Source organism: Plantibacter sp. Mn2098, from assembly GCF_049319745.1.
Classification (GTDB): domain Bacteria; phylum Actinomycetota; class Actinomycetes; order Actinomycetales; family Microbacteriaceae; genus Plantibacter.
Genome location: NZ_JBMOUH010000005.1, coordinates 193615 through 210890 on the forward strand (window position 1 = coordinate 193615; position 17276 = coordinate 210890).

General features: G+C 68.4%; 13 protein-coding genes. 7 read left to right on the forward strand and 6 right to left on the reverse strand.

Translation table 11 applies throughout. The annotated features are described in order from the left end of the window. The first annotated feature begins 6 nt into the window (after nt 1–6). On the forward strand, nt 7–1512 hold the full coding sequence (locus ACL9RL_RS09725; protein WP_422780040.1) for a family 20 glycosylhydrolase: 1506 nt from the start codon (nt 7–9) through the stop codon (nt 1510–1512). 563 nt (nt 1513–2075) lie between these two features. Then, the gene (locus ACL9RL_RS09730; protein ID WP_422780041.1) at nt 2076–4154 is read left to right on the forward strand and encodes a sigma-70 family RNA polymerase sigma factor; all 2079 of its coding nucleotides are present in this window, start codon (nt 2076–2078) and stop codon (nt 4152–4154) included. Nucleotides 4155–4171: 17 nt separating this feature from the next. On the opposite strand, the gene ACL9RL_RS09735 is transcribed toward ACL9RL_RS09730, so the two are convergent. Further along, complete coding sequence (locus ACL9RL_RS09735; protein WP_422780042.1) at nt 4172–5386, reverse strand: MFS transporter; 1215 nt, start codon at nt 5384–5386, stop codon at nt 4172–4174. Between the two features lie 223 nt (nt 5387–5609). Between ACL9RL_RS09735 and purU the strand changes: the two genes are divergently transcribed. The 5 genes from purU (at nt 5610) to ACL9RL_RS09760 (ending at nt 11628) form a co-directional block, all read left to right on the forward strand. After that, nucleotides 5610–6509, forward strand: coding sequence for a formyltetrahydrofolate deformylase (purU, locus tag ACL9RL_RS09740; protein WP_422780043.1), 900 nt, complete (start codon nt 5610–5612; stop codon nt 6507–6509). 276 nt (nt 6510–6785) lie between these two features. Then, nucleotides 6786–8405, forward strand: a complete 1620-nt coding sequence (locus ACL9RL_RS09745; protein ID WP_422780044.1) for a DUF222 domain-containing protein — start codon at nt 6786–6788, stop codon at nt 8403–8405. 318 nt (nt 8406–8723) lie between these two features. Then, on the forward strand, nt 8724–9077 hold the full coding sequence (locus ACL9RL_RS09750; RefSeq protein WP_422780045.1) for a YrdB family protein: 354 nt from the start codon (nt 8724–8726) through the stop codon (nt 9075–9077). Next, nucleotides 9074–10273, forward strand: coding sequence for an N-acetylglucosamine-6-phosphate deacetylase (gene nagA / locus ACL9RL_RS09755; RefSeq protein WP_422780046.1), 1200 nt, complete (start codon nt 9074–9076; stop codon nt 10271–10273). Before ACL9RL_RS09750 ends, nagA begins: the two co-directional genes overlap by 4 nt. After that, on the forward strand, nt 10270–11628 hold the full coding sequence (locus ACL9RL_RS09760) for an FAD-binding oxidoreductase (protein ID WP_422780047.1): 1359 nt from the start codon (nt 10270–10272) through the stop codon (nt 11626–11628). The genes nagA and ACL9RL_RS09760 overlap by 4 nt, the downstream gene beginning before the upstream one ends. Before the next feature lie 274 nt (nt 11629–11902). On the opposite strand, the gene ACL9RL_RS09765 is transcribed toward ACL9RL_RS09760, so the two are convergent. The 5 genes from ACL9RL_RS09765 to ACL9RL_RS09785 form a co-directional block, all read right to left on the reverse strand. Continuing rightward, complete coding sequence (locus ACL9RL_RS09765) at nt 11903–13057, reverse strand: mannitol-1-phosphate 5-dehydrogenase (protein WP_422780048.1); 1155 nt, start codon at nt 13055–13057, stop codon at nt 11903–11905. After that, on the reverse strand, nt 13054–13491 hold the full coding sequence (locus tag ACL9RL_RS09770; RefSeq protein ID WP_422780049.1) for a PTS sugar transporter subunit IIA: 438 nt from the start codon (nt 13489–13491) through the stop codon (nt 13054–13056). The genes ACL9RL_RS09765 and ACL9RL_RS09770 overlap by 4 nt, the downstream gene beginning before the upstream one ends. A gap of 119 nt (nt 13492–13610) precedes the next feature. Next, complete coding sequence (locus ACL9RL_RS09775) at nt 13611–15200, reverse strand: PTS mannitol transporter subunit IICB (RefSeq protein ID WP_422780050.1); 1590 nt, start codon at nt 15198–15200, stop codon at nt 13611–13613. Then, nucleotides 15197–16993: a phosphoenolpyruvate--protein phosphotransferase gene (gene ptsP, locus ACL9RL_RS09780; protein ID WP_422780051.1), complete on the reverse strand. Its 1797-nt coding sequence runs from the start codon at nt 16991–16993 to the stop codon at nt 15197–15199. Before ptsP ends, ACL9RL_RS09775 begins: the two co-directional genes overlap by 4 nt. Next, nucleotides 16980–17261, reverse strand: a complete 282-nt coding sequence (locus ACL9RL_RS09785; protein WP_422780052.1) for an HPr family phosphocarrier protein — start codon at nt 17259–17261, stop codon at nt 16980–16982. The genes ptsP and ACL9RL_RS09785 overlap by 14 nt, the downstream gene beginning before the upstream one ends. Between the last annotated feature and the right edge of the window lie 15 nt (nt 17262–17276).

The window sequence follows — 17276 nt, forward strand, 5'->3', positions numbered from 1 at the left end:
ACATCCATGGCACGCGTCATCCCCCAGCCCGTCAGCATCATCGCCGATGAGACGGCCAGCCCCTTCGTCGTGAGCGAGGCGAGCCGCATCGTCGCGTCGCCGTCGGTCCTCGCCGTCGGAGAACGTCTGGCGGCAGCGCTGCGTCGCTCCACCGGATTCGCGCTCCCCGTCGTCGCGGAGGACGATGCGGCCGGTACCGGCACGGCCGACATCCGCCTGAGCGCCGGCGACGAGGACGGCATCGCGGGCGAAGCCCACCGGATCACCATCAGCGACCGAGGCGTCGACATCGTCGGCGCAGGACCCGCCGGCACGGCCGCCGGAGTCCAGACCTTCCGGCAGCTGCTCCCGGCCGCCAACTGGTCGACCGAGGTGCAGGACGCCGACTGGACGATCGCTTCGACGACCGTCGAGGACGCGCCCCGCTTCGGCTACCGCGGTGCGATGCTCGACGTCGCACGCCACTTCTTCACGGTCGAGCAGGTCGAGCGCTACATCGACCAGATCGCGGCCCTCAAGTTCAACGCGCTGCACCTGCACCTCACCGACGACCAGGGGTGGCGCATCCACATCGAGAGCTGGCCGGCCCTCACCGGCGTCGGCGCGAGCACAAACGTCGGCGGTGGGACCGGCGGCTTCTACACGGCTGACGACTACCGCGCCATCGTCGGGTACGCGGCCGAACGGTTCATCATCGTCGTCCCCGAGATCGACGTCCCAGGTCACACCAACGCCGCACTCGCCTCCTACCCTGAGCTCAACCCGGATGGCGTCGCCCGCGAACCGTACGAGGGAACAGAGGTCGGCTTCTCCAGCCTCACGATCGGCGCCGATGTCACGGAGCGGTTCCTCACCGACGTGTTCCGTGAGATCGCCGCGCTCACCCCCGGGCCGTACCTGCACATCGGCGGCGACGAATCGCTCGCGACCACCGCGGAGGACTTCCTCGCGTTCGTGAAGCAGGCCGTCGAGATCGCGGCGGGGACGGGCAAGACCGTCGTCGGATGGCACGAGATGGGCAAGTCGCCGGAGCTCGTCCCGGGGACGGTGGGCCAGTACTGGAACTACCTCGAGCCTGAGGCCGGTCACGCCGACGAGCTGCGCTCCTTCGTCGATCAGGGCGGACGGGTCATCATGTCGCCGGCCGATGTCGCGTATGTCGATATGAAGTACACCGCGGAGTCCCCGCTCGGGCTGGTGTGGGCTGACGGTCCGACGAGCGTCGAGGCGTCCTACGGCTGGGACCCGGCCGACATCGTCGACGGCATCGGTGACGAGCAGATCCTGGGCGTCGAGGCGCCGCTCTGGACCGAGACCGTCGTGACGAGCGACGACCTCGAATACCTGGTGTTCCCGCGCATCGCATCCGTCGCAGAGGCCGGTTGGTCGCCACGGGGTCAGCGGGACTGGACCGAATTCCGTTCACGTCTCGTCGAGCTCGGTGACGACTGGGCGGCGGCCGGCGTCGCATTCCACCGTTCACCGGAGGTCGACTGGACCGCGTCCGCCTGACGTCCACGACGCAGCGAACGCCCCGGAATCACGGGGTGGAAAGAACGATGGGGATGGTGCCCGCCCCCGGGCACCATCCCCACCTCTATCGGCGAGTGGAGCATCGCTGCTCCCCCTCACCCGCCGTGAGCCGGAACGGTTCGGGTCCGTTCCGGCTGCGACTCGCTACGGCCGAATGTCGCGAGTCGCGGCCACCTAGGTGTGGCCTCGTCGGCACTACCGCTTGGACCTCCGATACCGGGGTCGGCGTGTGAATGCTGACGACAGGAGGAGCGCTGCGGCAGACGCCGTGGCGAGGGCCACGAGCCACATCATGAGATCGGGTGTGTCCATTCGACATCTCAGACGTGCGGCGATCAGATCGATCGCTCCGGCGCAGTCCGCTCCTTCACCCTGAGAGATGCGCACCGTCGCCGATCATGACGCGACTTCTGAAAAAAGTTCCAGAACGCCTCCGAAGGCCCGGAATCCTGACAAAATCAAGGGAACGGCGTCATGATCCGACCACCCGGCACTCTCTCAGATCGGATACATCTTTCACCGATCTCAACCCCGGAGGCCACATGAGCATGGACGTCACGAACGCGTCGCCGCTCACCGAACGATCCGACGCTCAGCTCGTCGACGACGCCCGCGACGGTGACGCGCAGTCGTTCGCCGAACTGTGGCGGCGCCATTCGCGCGCCGGACGGACGGTGGCACGCTCAGTAACGTCCAGCATCGACCCCGACGACCTCGTGTCCGAGTCGTTCGCGCGCATCTACCAGGCCATTGGGAAGGGCAAGGGGCCGACCGGCGCGTTCCGCCCGTACCTCTTCACCACGATCCGGAACACGGCCGCCGCGTGGGGCAGGGCCAAGCGTGAGACATCGCTCGACACCCTCGACTCCTTCGAGGACCCCGAGACGAACGAGGGCGCTTCCCTCGACGCCCTCGACCGCAGTCTGAGCGCCAGGGCGTTCCGCAGCCTGCCGACCAGATGGCAGGAGGTGCTCTGGTACACGGAGATCGAACAGATGTCCCCCGCCGAAGTGGCGCCGCTGCTCGGTATGAAGGCGAACTCGGTCGCAGCGCTCGCCTACCGGGCGCGCGAGGGGCTCCGCGAGGCGTGGATCCAGGCGCACCTGAAGTCGGTGGAGGACGACTCCGATCACGCGTTCACGATCGCCCGGCTGGGCTCCTACGCCCGCGGCAACCTCGGTGCGCGCGACACGAGCAAGGTCGAAGGCCACCTCGACGAGTGCGCCCGCTGCACGATCGTCGCCGCGGAGGCGAAAGAAGTCGGTTCGAGGATGGCACTCGTCCTGCTGCCACTCGTGGCGGGCACGGCCGGCGCCCTCGGCTACACGGCATGGTTGCAGACCGGTGCCCAGTCGGCCGCCGTCGCGATGGCGATGCCGCTGGGCGTGACGGGCGGGGCGATCGCCGGTGGCGCCGTGGGCGCATCCCAGCTCGGCGGGTCTGCCGCAGGTGTGCATGGCGCCGGCGCCGCGCACGGTGGCGCCGCATCGATGGGGGTCGGCGCGGGTGCGGGCGGTGCGGGTGCGGGTGGTGCTGGTGCGGGCGGTGCTGGCGGCGGGAGTGCCGGTGGTGGCGCGGGAACTGGCGGCGGTGCAGGGGCCGGCGGTGCTGGAGCTGGAGCCGGAGCTGCCGCCGGCGCAGGGGCTGCCGCGGGCGGGGTCGCAGCGGCCGGATTGTCCGGCGGCATCATCGCGGCGATCGTCGTGGGCGTCATCGCCGTCGGTACGGCTGCGGCGCTCGTCGTCGGGCCGATGGTCTTCCCTCAGGCTCCGCCTGCGGACACTTCGACGGTCGCGGATCCGCCGACAGACGACTCGGCGACGACCACGCCGAAGACCGCGCCCGTTGTACCGAAGCCCGTGCAGCCGGCCGTTCCGCCCGTGACCGAGCCGCCGGCGCCCGTCGAGCCGTCATCGCCTCGCGTCTCACCGGTCGATGACACACGACCGGCGACGCCTGTGAGCCCGCCCGTGCCACCGGTGACGCCACCGACGACGACGCCCACGACGCCTCCCGTGTTGCCGCCGGCCGCGCTCGGCCAGCCAGACATCGACACCGGCGACGGGTACGTCTGGCCGATCCTGTCCGGCGCTGGTGCGCTCCACGGCGCGACCGTCACCGTACTCGACCAGAACGGCGCGACGGTGGCGACGACGACCGCCGACGACGCCGGCGTCTGGAGCGTGACCGTCACCGGCCTGTCGGCCGGCGACGTGGCACTGAGCGTCACGCAGACCGATCCGAAGACCACGCTGTCGTCCTCCCCGTCGCCGCGCATCGGCACCGCGGTCGTCGCACCGCCGACGCTCAGCGGAGTCAGCGAGGGCGACGTCATCCTCGCCGGGTCGACACGCAACCTCACGTTCACGGGCGACCCGGACCGCTCGGTCCGATTGACCTCGAACGGCAACGTCGTCGGCGTGTACACGCTCAACGCGTCAGGCGCATACGCGCTCACCGTCACGTTCCCGGGCGCACGTCCGCGTCACCTCGTCCTCGAATACATCGAGGGGAACCGGGTCGGTCCGGCCGATGCGGTGAACGTCGACGTGGTGGATCGGCTCCCCGGCGCCGACTCGCTCCCGGGCTCGCTCCCAGAGTCACTCCCCGACGAGAACTAGCCGGCGGCGGGCGGCGTTCAGGCCGCGCGACGCCTCGCCAGCACGGACGAGGTCGCGAGCGTGAGCCCCGCCACCACACCGAGGATGACATACACCCACGGCAGCACACCTAACCCGACACGGTCGAGCAGCAGGGCGCCGAGCGCAGACCCCACGCCGATGCCGGTGTTGAACGCCGTTGTGTAGAACGCGTTCGCGGCATCGCGGATCCGAGGGCTGGCGGCGTGCAGGAGACGTGTCTGCATAAGCGGCGGCAGCATCCCGAACGCCGTGCCCCAGACGAAGAAGGCGATGATCGCGCCCGGCAGCCAACCGGTCGACAGGGCGAGTGCACTCACGGCCACGGCCGACGTCGCCAGCGCGAGGAACAGTCCGCCGGTCGCTCGCTTGGCGAACACCGTCCCGGTGAGCAGCAGGCCGATCGCGCCCGCGATGCCGAAGACGAGGAGCAGGATGCTGAGCTGACCCGGCTCGATGCCGACGACGTCGATCAGATACGGCGCGATGTAGGTATAGAAGGAGTAGTGGCCGATCATGATGATCGCCACCGAGATGCAGACGATCGCGACCGGCCCGACGCTCGGGTCGCGCCTCGTGGTGGCATCGTTCTTCGCCGCGTGCGACTCCTCGCGGTCGACGGGCGGCAGCTTCCACCAGACGAGCCCGGCTCCGAGGATCATCATGCCCGCCAACACGCCGAACGCGAGCCGCCAGCCGAGCGCGTGACCGAGCGCCGTGCCGAGCGGAACCCCGAGCACAAACGCGAGCGTTCCGCCCGCGACGGTCACCGAGATCGCCTTCGCGATCTGCTCCTTCGGCACCAGATGGGCGGCGTACGCGCCGACGAGCGCCCAGAAGACGCCGTGCGCGAGGCCACCCAGCACACGGGTCGCGAGGAGCAGTTCGTAGTTCGGGGCGATCGCGCCGAGCGCCGTGCTGACACCGAGGATCGCGATGACGATCACGAGGAGCGTGTGACGCGACATCGACTTCGTGAAGTGGATGATCGACGTGCTCGTCAGGACGACCGTGAACGCGAAGACGCTCACGAGGAGGCCGATCTGCGATTCGCTCACGCCGAGCGAGGAACTCATCTCGGGGAGCAGACCGGTCGGCATCATCTCGCCAGTGACGGAGAGGAAGGTCGCGGCGGAGAGCGCGAGGAGGCCCACCCAGGGGAAGGCCGGTTGAGTCGGCACGCCGACGGAGGGTGAAGCTGCGGATGTGGTCATCGGATTGATTCCAACGATGGCGTTCACTCGCGTCGTCACAGGCGGCTTGCCGCGGTGGCGGTGGCGAGTTCGTCTGCGCGCTGGTGTGCGCGCCCAGGGCCGTCCGATACCCGGCGACCGTCGGACAGTCTACAAGACGACTGTGGCGTGGGGCCAGGGTGGTGGTGGAGCGCGATACCGCTGTGGGGCACAGTCGCCCTGTCAGCCCCAGTATCCTGAATGCGTGACCTCCCCTGACGCATCGAACCAGTCGACGACCACACCCGAGCACTCTGCACACGTGCACTGGGTGCTCACGATCATCTGCGACGACCAGCCAGGCATCGTCCACGCGGTCAGTGGAGCGATCGTCGCAGCGAAGGGGAACATCACCGAGAGCCAGCAGTTCTCGAGCAACGACACCGGACGGTTCTTCATGCGTCTGCAGGTGGAGTCGTCGGCCGATCGTGCCGAGTTCGAGGTCGCGCTGGCCCCGGTCGTCGCCCGGTACGATCTGGACTGGAAGCTCGATGTCGTCGGCCGTCCGCTGCGGACGCTCGTCCTCGGGTCGACGGCGGCGCACTGTGTCAACGACCTCCTGTTCCGTCAGCGCGCCGGTCAGCTGCCCGTGCAGATCCCGCTCGTGTTGAGCAACCACGGCACGCTGCGCGACCTCGCGTCCTTCTACGGTGTGCCGTTCGAGTCGATCCCGGTGACCGATGCCGCGTCCAAGGCGGCATTCGAAGCACGTGTGATCGAGGTCGTCGAGGAACACGACATCGAACTCGTCGTCCTCGCGCGGTACATGCAGATCATTTCGCCGGAGCTGTGCGAGCGACTCGCCGGCAAGGCCATCAACATCCACCACTCGTTCCTGCCCGGCTTCAAGGGAGCGAACCCGTACAAGCAGGCGCATGCCCGCGGTGTGAAGCTCATCGGTGCGACGGCGCACTTCGTCACGAGCGACCTCGACGAGGGGCCGATCATCGAGCAGAACGTCGTGCGGGTCGATCACTCTCGGAGCCCCGCGGAGCTCGTGGCGATCGGGCAGGACGAGGAGAGCCGGACGCTCACGCAGGCGGTCAAGTGGTTCGCCGAGGACCGTGTGCTGCTCGACGGCGCCCGGACGATCATCTTCCGCTGATCCGGCTCGACGCCCGTCCCTGAGCGTGTCGAAGGGCAGCCCCGCAAGTCGTCGGTTCCCCGGTCCCTGAGCCTGTCGAAGGGTCCACCCCGTGTGCCCGCCGTACCCGGTCCGCCCGCCGTCGGTCCCTGAGCTTGTCGAAGGGTCCACCACGTTTGCCCGTCACCCGTCGCCCCAGGGCTCTCGTTTCACCCCACACCTGTCGCCCATAAACCCCAGATCAGCATCATATTCCCCACCTGTTGCAGTGTCAGTGGTCCCTGCGATGCTTATCCCATGTCGATCTCCTCCCCACCTTCACCCCCGGCCGGGTTCACCGAGCCGCCGGTGTTCGAGGACGTCATCACCGCGTTGGACGAACTGCAGTCCGCGTGGACCGGTGCCGTGCCCGCGTTCGCCACGAACGGTGACGCAGCCGCCCCCAGCGAGGTGTTGTCCTCCAGCGGTCGCGCCGCAGTCGAGTTGGACACGATGACCGATGCCGGCCTGATCCGGGTGGTGGATCGCCTCGGCGAACTCCAACACACCCTCGACGGGTTGCAGGCCGCTGCCGCCGGGACGGTGGCGGCCCGGTCGGGGAAGGAGCGTGGTGGTGAGGGGCTGGCGAAGCGTCTGGGTCATGCGTCGGCTGCGGTGGTGGTGTCGGAGCGGTGGCGGGTGTCGTTGGCGCGTGCGGCGGTGCTGGTGGATGTCGGTTCCGCGATCGTCCCGAAACGCTCATTCTTGGGGGTGGTGCAGGAGTGTGAGTTCCCGAGGGTCGCGGTCGCGATCCGCCCAGGCTCCCACCTGCATCCGCCGGTCGAGCCGTTGTCCGATCCTGCCGGCGACAGTGGCCGTGTCGTCGGAGACGGCATCGGGTGCGGGATGGGCGCCCCGGTGGCGTTGACGGTCGATGCTGCGGCGGCGATCGTGCGAGAGCTCCGACTCGGTGCGAAGGTGTCGGAACCGGGGAAGGTCGCGTCGATCGAGGAGACGCTGGTCGATCATTGCACCGGCGTCGGCGTGAGCACCGCCCGCCGGGCTGCTGTCGTCGGGCGGACGATCCTGGATGAGGACGGCACCGAACCCCGCGAACACGTGTTGAAGTCGCGGCGGTCATTGACGATCATCGAGCAACCGGATGGGATGACGAAGCTCACCGCAGTCCTGGATCCGGAGTCCGCGATGTGGGTACGAGGCGCCTTGGACGCGATCGTCGGCACGAACCTGCGCACCCCGGCCTTCGTCGAAGAACCCGATCAGGCTCGTGCGAATGCACAAGAGCCGGACACCACCGACTCCGGCACCGCACCCGACGCTCCCGCCACGGACATGCCGGATCCGCGAACGATCGAGCAACTCCGCTTGGACGCGTTGATCGACGTGTGCCGGCACACGGCCGGATGCGCGGAAGCGTCCACGGCCCTCGCCCCGGTGAGCATCGTCGTACGGATGAACCTCACCGAGCTGCAGGCCGGGCTCGGACACGCCACCATCGACGGGGTCACGGAACCGGTCAGTGCCGGCGCCGTGCGGCGCCTCGCAGGAGACGCGAACCTCATCCCCGCGGTCCTCAACGGACCATCACAGATCCTCGACCTCGGGAGGTCCCGCAGACTCTTCTCCCCAGCGCAACGGTTGGCGCTGACCGAGCGTGACGGCGGGTGCGCCTGGACGGGATGCCCGCACCCGCCCGCGTACACGGAAGCCCACCACATCGAGTGGTGGTCGGCCGGCGGCCGGACAGACCTCGGCAACGGGGTGATGCTGTGCACCCACCATCACCACCGCATCCACGCCGACGGATGGGGAATACGGGTGCGTGACGGGTCCCCATGGTTCATCCCACCCGCACACCTCGACCGGTCCCGCACACCGAAGCGTGGCGGACGGGTACGGCTAGAACGCCCGGGCTGACCGGCGTCGTCCGCCCATGCCCTTCGACAAGCTCAGGGACCGAAGCGCAGCCAGACGTCCAGAGCCCCGGTCACTGAGCCTGTCGAAGTGCCCGAAACCGCAGTCCCTTCGACAAGCTCAGGGACCGACCTCCCCCCGACGCGAGAACCCGGTCACTGAGCTTGTCGAAGTGCCCGAAACCGCAGCCCCTTCGACAGGCTCAGGGACTGACCTCCGCCTGCACCTCAACCCCCGGTCCCTGAGCTTGTCGAAGGGCGAGCCTCGCAGACGCCTCGACAGCTCTCCGAGGGCCGCACCACACGCCGGTAGAATTGCCCCGTGCCAGAACAAGCAGCTGCAACAACGGTCCGCCCGAACGACATCCTGAGGGTCTTCCTCCTCCTCGTCGCCTTCTTCACCCTCGGTTTCTGGGGTTTTGTGGCCTGGCCACTGCCGTGGAACATCGTGATCGGCATCGGCGCCCCCGTCCTCGCCATCCTCATCTGGGCACTCTTCCTCTCCCCCAAGCCCGTCCTGCAGGTCGACCTCTACGGTCGCACCCTCGTCGAACTGTTCCTGTTCGGCTCAGCGGCTCTCGCCTGGTGGAACCTCGACCTGCCGATCGTCGCGGGAGCGTTCGCGCTCGTCGCCGTCGCGAGCGGCGTCATCAACGGACGCAAGGAGATCGGATGACCCTCATCATCCATTCAGCCCAGAAAGTCGACGCCGACGGACAGGTCGACGACTTCTGGTTCGCCTCGGAAGCCGGAATCATCACGGCGACGGGAACCGGCACCGGCTGGCGAACCAACGTCACCGACAGCAACGCAAGCGCCGACAACACCGCCGACACCAGCGACACCGACACCACCGTCATCGACGCCCACGGCGGCTGGCTGGCCCCCGGCTTCATCGATCTGCACGTCCACGGCGGCGGCGGCCACGCCTTCGAGAACGGTACGGACGAGATCCTCGCCGCCCTCGGAACCCACCGTTCGCACGGCACGACCCGTTCGCTCATCAGCCTCGTGTCGAACCCCGTCGACGACCTCGTCCACAACCTCGGAGTCATCGCAGACCTCACGGCATCGGACCCCCTGGTCCTCGGTTCCCACCTCGAGGGCCCGTTCCTGTCGATCGGCAAGAAGGGCGCCCACGACCCGGACGCACTCATCGAACCGGCTCCGGCGATCGTGGAACGGCTCATCGACGCCTCCCGAGGCACCCTGCGCCAGATCACGATCGCCCCCGAGCTCCCGAACGCGCTCGAAGCGATCGAGGTGCTCGTCGAGGCCGGCGTCGTCGTCGCCGTCGGTCACACCGAAGCCGATGCGGACCTCACCCGTCGCGCCTTCACCGGTGGCGCACGCCTCGTCACCCACGTCTTCAACGCCATGAACGGCATCCACCACCGCGCGCCTGGACCCGTCATCGCGAGCTTCGAGGACGAACGCGTCACACTCGAACTCGTCCTCGACGGCCACCACGTGCACCCGGATGTCGCAAAACTGGTCTTCGAGCAGGCTCCCGGCCGCGTCGCCCTCATCACCGACGCGATGGCGGCCGCCGGCGCATCGGACGGCCACTACCTGATCGGCTCGCTGGACGTGGACGTCGTCGACGGCGTCGCCCGCCTCGTCGACGGGGGTTCGATCGCAGGCTCGACGCTGACCCTCGATCACGCGCTCCGTCTCGCCGTCGAGATCGGCATCGCCCCATCGATCGCCGTTGCAGCGCTGACATCCACCCCGGCACGTGTGCTTGGCCTCGGCCACCGCTTCGGCACGCTCACCGTCGGGCACGCGGCCGACGCCGTGATCCTCGACCACGGCTGGAATGTCCGCAGCGTGTTCGCCGACGGCCGTGCCATCGCCGGGGCCGCCGCATGACCGCATCGGTCCTCGAACAGCTCCACGCCGCACTCGGCGACGCCGTCACCACCGATCCGGAAGCCCTCGCCGTCACCCGTGCGGACAAGTCCGGCCATGTGAGCGCGTCGCCGCCACTGGCGCTCGTCGTTGCACGGTCGATCGAGGACGTGCAGACCACGATGCGGATCGCCGACGCGACAGGAACCCCAGTCGTCACCCGCGGCGCAGGCACCGGCCTCGCCGGCGGTGCGCTCGGGTCGGCAGGAGAGATCGTGCTCTCGACCCTGGCGATGAACCGCGTCCTGGAGGTCAACGAACCCGACCTCCTCGCGGTCGTCGAACCGGGTGTCATCAACGGCGACTTCAACACGATGCTCGGCGAGCGCGGACTGTGGTTCGCTCCGGACCCGGCGAGCCGCGCGATCTCGACCATCGGCGGCAACATCGCGACCGGCGCGGGCGGACTGCTGTGTGCGAAGTACGGGGTCACGCGTGACGCGGTGCTCGGCCTGAAGGCCGTCCTCGCGGACGGCCGGCTGCTCACCCTCGGACACCGGAGCGTCAAGGGCGTCACCGGACTCGATCTCACGAGCCTCATGGTGGGTTCGGAAGGCGTCCTCGGCGTCATCGTGGAAGCGACCGTCCGGATCAGGCGCATCCCGGTGGGAGCCGTCGCGACCGTCGCCGCGTACTTCCCGAACGTCGTCGCGGCAGCTGCAGCGACCGCAGCCGTGACGGCATCGGGTGTGCAGCCGTCGATCATGGAGTTGATCGATCCCAACGCCCTGGCCTCGATCCACCGCTACCTGGGGCTGCCCGCCCCGCTCGCCGGCGAGACGCACGTGGTCATCCAGACCGACGGTCCTGGGTCGGAAGCGGACGCAGCGGCGATCGCCGAGGTCCTCGTAGCCGCCGGCGGCCGTGCAGAGCTGTCGACAGACGCCGCGACGGGCGAGCACCTGCTCGCCGTCCGCCGCGCACTGCACCCGTCGCTCGAAGCGCTCGGGACGGCGCTCATCGAGGATGTCTCGGTGCCGCGGAGTCAGCTCGCGGCGATGTTCGCGGCGATCGCCGACATCGAACGGAAGTACGGCATCGTCATCCCGACGGTCGCACACGCCGGTGACGGCAACCTGCACCCGAACTTCATCTTCGACGGCTCGGAGGTCCCCGACCTCATCTGGCAGGCAGCGGACGAACTCTTCCAGACGGCGTTGCGCCTCGGCGGCACCCTCACAGGTGAGCACGGCATCGGCATCCTGAAGCGTCGCTGGCTCGGCGATGAGCTCGGTGGGGATCAGTTGGCGTTGCAGCAGTCGATCAAGGCCGTGTTCGATCCGAAGAATCTGCTGAACCCCGGGAAGGTCTTCTAGGTCCTGCGGTTCGCCCTTCGACAAGCTCAGGGGCCGGGCTTTCCGGGTCACTGAGCTCGTCGAAGTGTACGCCCACCCAGGACCGGGCTTCACCGGCCACAGCGCCTGTCCAAGTGCCGCCCACCCAGGACCGGGCTTCACCGGACACTGAGCTTGTCGAAGTGTCGACCCACCCGGCGACCGGGCTGAGCCTGTCGAAGTGTCGACAAGCCCAGGACCGGGCGATGCCGGACGCTGAGCTTGTCGACGTGTCGAAGCGGGGCGGAACGGACGACTACCGGGCGGACTGACGGGCCGCAACGGCTCCGAGAACGGCCGCGTACAACGGGTGCTCCGGCGCAAGACCCGTGACGTCCTCGACGAAACGCTCAGCAGACAGCGTCCCGAGGAGGTGCTGCAACTCGACACTCTGCTCGTCATCGGCGACGTCGAATTCCAACGCGGCGCCGATGGCGTCCACCAGCGCGGCAGCGGACAGACCGCGCTCGGCGAGTTCAGCAGCTGGGCCGATGAACCGTTCCGTACGCGACAGCTTCCGCAACGGCTGACGACCGACGCGTTCGACCGTGTCAGGCAGATGCACGTTCGCGAACCGACGCAGGATCGTCTCGCGGTACTCGCGCAACTCGTCGACATCGAGACCGTGCTTCGCAACGAGCAGACTCGACGTCTCCTCCAGCACCCGGGTCACCGCAGCGGCGATGTCGGGGTTCGCGAGCGCCTCGGCGATCGGACCGATGCCGGCACGCGCACCGTAGTAGGCGACCGTTGCATGCCCCGTGTTGACGGTGAAGAGCTTCCGCTCGATGTACGGAGCCAGATCCTCGACGAAATGCGCACCGGGCAGGTTCGGCAGGTTCCCGCCGAACGCCGGCGACTCGATGGCCCACTCGTAGAAGGTCTCGACAGTCACGTCGATGCCGTGGCCCTCCGGCTGACCAGGCACGATGCGGTCGACCGCGGTGTTCGCGAACACGGCCTTCTCGGAGAGCGACTCCCACGCAGCGTCACCGACGGCAGCGCGCACCTCGCTCGCGAGCAGATCGGTCGCGTTGATCGCGTTCTCGCACGCCATGACGGCGAGCGGAGGGAGCGATGCGTCACGACGGTCGAGACCACGCGCGATGACGGGTGCGACGAATCGCAGGATCGTCGGACCGACAGCGGTCGTGACGATGTCCGCGGTCGCGATCTCGGCGACGAGCGCCTCCTCGTCCGCTGCGCTGTTGATCGCACGGAACCCGGTGACGACGGTGTCGGACCCGCCATCGCCCACCTCGTGGACCGTGTACTCGTCAGCAGCGGCGATCTGGTCGATCAGTCCGGCGTTGACGTCGGCGAACACGACCTCGTAGCCGCCCTGGTGGAGCAGCAGTCCGACGAAGCCACGACCGATGTTGCCGGCGCCGAAGTGGACGGCCTTCGTCATTCGTTGACCTCGCCCAGCAGAGCGTAGAGCTCCTCGGGAGTCGTCGCAGCGAGCAGCTTCTCGACGTCCTCCTCCTCGGAGAAGATGATGGCGATCTTCGACAGGATCTCCATGTGACCGCCGTCCTTGCCGGCGATGCCGACGACGAACCGCACCTCGTCGCCGCCCCAGTCGATCGTGTTCTCGTAGCGGACGAAGGACAGCGCGGACTGCTTGACGGCGTCCTTCGCGTCGTTCGTGCCGTGCGGGATCGCCAGGAGGTTGCCCATGTAGGTGGAGACGGCCTGCTCGCGGGCGAGCATCGCCTCGTAGTAGTCGAAGGTGACGGCGCCTGCCGCTTCGAGGATGTCGGCCGCCTGCCGCATCGCCTGTTCCTTGGTCACCGGTTCGGTGACGATCTTGATCTGGTCCTGGGTCAGTACCTGCGACGACATGTCTTCCTCTGCAATCTGTGCTGGTGGGCGGTGGCCCACCCGGTGAAGGGCGTGTGGAACCGGTGGCATCCCGCCGACGAGCGCCCTTCGCACTCGCGGGCGGGAATGGCGTTCAGCGCCTAGTGTGCACCCTCTTCGCGGAGCAACTCCACAACCTCGTCGTACTTGGGGCTGTTCATGAAGTTGTCCACGGACATGTGCACGGCACTCGGCGACTTGGCCTGCGCCCGCTCGGTGAGCTCACGCTGGGTGATGACCAGGTCGACGTTGTCCTCGAGGTTCGCGATCGCCTTGTTGGTGACGGTCACCTCGTCGATGCCGGCCTTCTTGATCTTGTTGCGGAGGACGCTCGCGCCCATCGCACTCGATCCCATGCCGGCGTCGCAGGCGAACACGATGTTCTTGATCGGTCCGCGCTCGAGGGTGGCGACGAGGCCCTCCTCCGTCACGTTCGCGCCTGCTTCGGCACCGGCTGCCGCGAGGTTGCCGAGGACACTCGACTTCTTGCCCTTGGCGGCTTCGGTCGCGGCGACGGCAGCCGTCAGGTCTCCGGCATTCTCGTTGGCGAGGTCGCGCTTGCGGCTGGCCCGCAGGATGATTGCGGAGATCGTGAACGAGACCGCTGCTGCGACGATGACCGAGAGGATCACGCCGACATAACTGTCCGGAGCCGTCTGTATGAGCACGGCGATGATGCTGCCAGGCGATGCCGGCGCCCGCAGACCGGTGTTGAACGCGACGTTCGTCGCGACGCCGGCCATACCGCCACCGATGGCGGCGAGGACGAGCATCGGCTTCATGAGCACGTACGGGAAGTAGATCTCGTGGATGCCGCCGAAGAACTGGATGATGATCGCACCGGGAGCGGACGCGCGGGCCATGCCGACGCCGAACACGGCGAACGCGATCAGGATGCCGACACCAGGGCCGGGGTTCGCTTCGAGGAGGAACAGGATCGACTTGCCGGTCTGCTCGGACTGCTGGACACCCAGCGGGGTCAGCACACCGTGGTTGATGGCGTTGTTGAGGAACAGGATCTTGCCCGGCTCGATGAAGATGCTCGCGAGCGGCAGGAGCGAATTGGCGACGAGCCAGTCGACGATGCCCTCGAGCCAGTTGCTGACGGCTTCGATGATCGGTGCGATGCCGAAGAACGCGCCGACCGAGAGCAGACCGCCGAGGATGCCGGCGGAGAAGTTGTTGACGAGCATCTCGAAGCCGGCCTTGATCTTGCCGTCCCAGAGCTTGTCGACCTGCTTCATGAGCCACGCGGCGAGCGGGCCCATGATCATCGCACCGATGAACATCGGGATGTTGCTGCCGACGATGACACCCATGGTGGCGATCGAGGCGACGACGCCACCGCGCTCACCGTAGATCATCCGACCGCCGGTGTTGGCGATGAGGAGGGGCAGCAGGTAGGTGATCATCGGGCCGACGAGACCCACGTACTGCTGGAACGTCGTACCGTCCGGCGCCTGTGCGAGGGCCGTTGCAGCGCCCTGCCAGCCGATCTGACCTGCATCGCCGAAACCGCCGAGGATGCCGTTGGGCAGCCAGCCGGTTGCGATGAAGAACGCGGTGATGAGGCCCCACGCGATGAACGCCGCGATGTTGGGCATGACCATGCCGGAGAGGAACGTGCCGAATCGCTGTACGGCGATCCTGGCACCTCCCGGCTTCCGGGGTGTGGACGTCGTTGTCGTCATGATGTTGCCTCTTTCAGGTTGGTGTCCGTCGCGGTGGAGGCCGCTCCGGACGTCGGGAGCGAGCCGGCTGCGGTGGGGGCCGCCTCCGACGTCGTGTTCGGGTGTGCTGCTGCTGGTGTTTCGGCTGCGACTGCGGCAGTTGCTGCCGCGCGTGCACCGGCCGCGCTGTCGGCGGACAGTGCCGCTTCCGCGAGCCGTGCCGCATCGGCCGCCGTGTACTGCTGGAGTGCGTGCCGGACATCGGCGAGGGCCGACGGCGACATGGACAGGGTGGTTGCACCGAGTCCGGTGAGCACCACGGCGAGGAGTGGATCCGCCGCGGCTTCACCGCAGATCCCGACGGGCTTCCCGCTTCGTCGCCCGGCTTCACCGACGAGCTGGACGAGGCGGAGGACCGCTGGATGCCACGGGTCTTGGAACGCGCCGACCGAACCGAGGAGCCGGTCGGCTGCGAGGGTGTACTGGGTGAGGTCGTTCGTGCCGATCGACGCGAACTCCGCGTGCTGGAGGACCCGGTCGGCCAGCAGTGCGCTCGACGGGACCTCCACCATGACACCAGGGGTCTTCAACCCGTACTCGCGGCACAGGGCCACGAAGTACTCGGTCTCCTCGACGGTGGAGACCATCGGGGCCATGACCCACAGGTCGGCGTTCGTCTCGGCATCGGCCTGAGCGAGTGCCGTGAGCTGTTCGCGCAGGATGTCCTCGCTCGCCCGGAGCGCGCGGAGTCCGCGCAGCCCGAGCGCCGGATTGTCCTCGTGCGCGTCGTTGAGGAACGCGAGCGGCTTGTCGGCACCGGCGTCGAGGACGCGGACGACGACCTTCTTGCCAGGGAACGCCGCGAGGAGCTTCACATAGTGCGCCCGCTGCTGCTCGACGGTGGGCGCGAGCGCCTGATCGAGGAACAGGAACTCGGTGCGGAAGAGTCCGACGCCTTCTGCGCCGAGCGCGACCGCTTCGTCCACGTGGTCGGCCGAACCGAGGTTCGCGAGCAGCGGGACGGGGGTGCCGTCGGCGAGCGACCCAGGAACGATCGGTGCGCTCACGATGGCGAGACGATCGGCGATGCGCTGCTGCGCCTCGGCGACCACTGCCGCCTCCGGGTCAGCGATGACGGTGCCGGCTGCCGCGTCGATGACGAGGGTCGTGCCGTCCGCCAGATCAGCGGCCGCTGCGACGCCGACGATCGCGACGATCGACTTCTCGCGGGCCAGGATCGCCGTGTGGGACGTCGGTCCGCCGTCGCTCGTGACGAGGCCGAGGACCTGGTCGAGGTCGAGGAGGGCTGTGTCCGCCGGAGCGAGATCGCGAGCGACGAGAATGAACGGATGACCGGGGTTCGGGACGCCGGGAGCCGGGACGCCGAGGAGGTCGGCGACGACGCGCTGGGAGACGTCGTCGAGGTCCGCCGCGCGCTCGCCCAGGTACCCGCCCATGGCTGCGAGCTGATCGCGGAAGGAGGCGAACGCCGCGTACACGGCCCACTCGGCGGTTTTGCCGTCGGCGAGACGCGATGCGATCTCATCGGCCAGGGTGGGGTCCTCGGCCATCATCGCCTGCGCTTCGAGCACGTCGCGGGCCGCACCACCGGCGGCCTGGCCCTTCGCCTCGAGTTCACGGGCGACACGTCCGAGGGACGCCTGCGCGCGGGCCGACTCCGCCTCGACTGTGAGCGTGCTCGGCGCGTCGTCCGGTGCCGGCAGTGGCGCGGCCATCCGAGCGACCGGTCCGACTGCGACGCCCTGACCGATGCCGATGCCCTGCAACAGGGAAGCGGTCCTACTGCTCGTCATGGTCCGTCACCAGCAGTTCGGCGAGCTCGTCGAGGAGGGTCTCGGCTGCTTCACTCGCGGTGTCGCCGTCGACCGTGAGCGTCACGTAGTCGCCGTGCTCGACACCCAGAGAGATGACGCCGAGGATGCTGGAACCGTTGACGGCCTTGCCGCTGCCCTTCGCGATCGTGACCGGCTGGCCGGACGCTCCGGCCGCCTGAGTGAAGAGCTTCGCTGGACGCGCGTGCAGACCGTGCGATGAGCCGATGCGAACGGTGCGAGTGGCCATGGGGATTCCTCCGTG

Coding starts and splice junctions, on each gene's coding strand:
- ACL9RL_RS09725 (WP_422780040.1), top strand. CDS start 7: ATGGCACGCGTCATCCCCCAGCCCGTCAGCATCATCGCCGATGAGACG.
- ACL9RL_RS09730 (WP_422780041.1), top strand. CDS start 2,076: ATGAGCATGGACGTCACGAACGCGTCGCCGCTCACCGAACGATCCGAC.
- ACL9RL_RS09735 (WP_422780042.1), bottom strand. CDS start 5,386: ATGACCACATCCGCAGCTTCACCCTCCGTCGGCGTGCCGACTCAACCG.
- ACL9RL_RS09745 (WP_422780044.1), top strand. CDS start 6,786: ATGTCGATCTCCTCCCCACCTTCACCCCCGGCCGGGTTCACCGAGCCG.
- nagA (WP_422780046.1), top strand. CDS start 9,074: ATGACCCTCATCATCCATTCAGCCCAGAAAGTCGACGCCGACGGACAG.
- ACL9RL_RS09760 (WP_422780047.1), top strand. CDS start 10,270: ATGACCGCATCGGTCCTCGAACAGCTCCACGCCGCACTCGGCGACGCC.
- ACL9RL_RS09765 (WP_422780048.1), bottom strand. CDS start 13,057: ATGACGAAGGCCGTCCACTTCGGCGCCGGCAACATCGGTCGTGGCTTC.
- ACL9RL_RS09770 (WP_422780049.1), bottom strand. CDS start 13,491: ATGTCGTCGCAGGTACTGACCCAGGACCAGATCAAGATCGTCACCGAA.
- ACL9RL_RS09775 (WP_422780050.1), bottom strand. CDS start 15,200: ATGACGACAACGACGTCCACACCCCGGAAGCCGGGAGGTGCCAGGATC.
- ptsP (WP_422780051.1), bottom strand. CDS start 16,993: ATGACGAGCAGTAGGACCGCTTCCCTGTTGCAGGGCATCGGCATCGGT.
- ACL9RL_RS09785 (WP_422780052.1), bottom strand. CDS start 17,261: ATGGCCACTCGCACCGTTCGCATCGGCTCATCGCACGGTCTGCACGCG.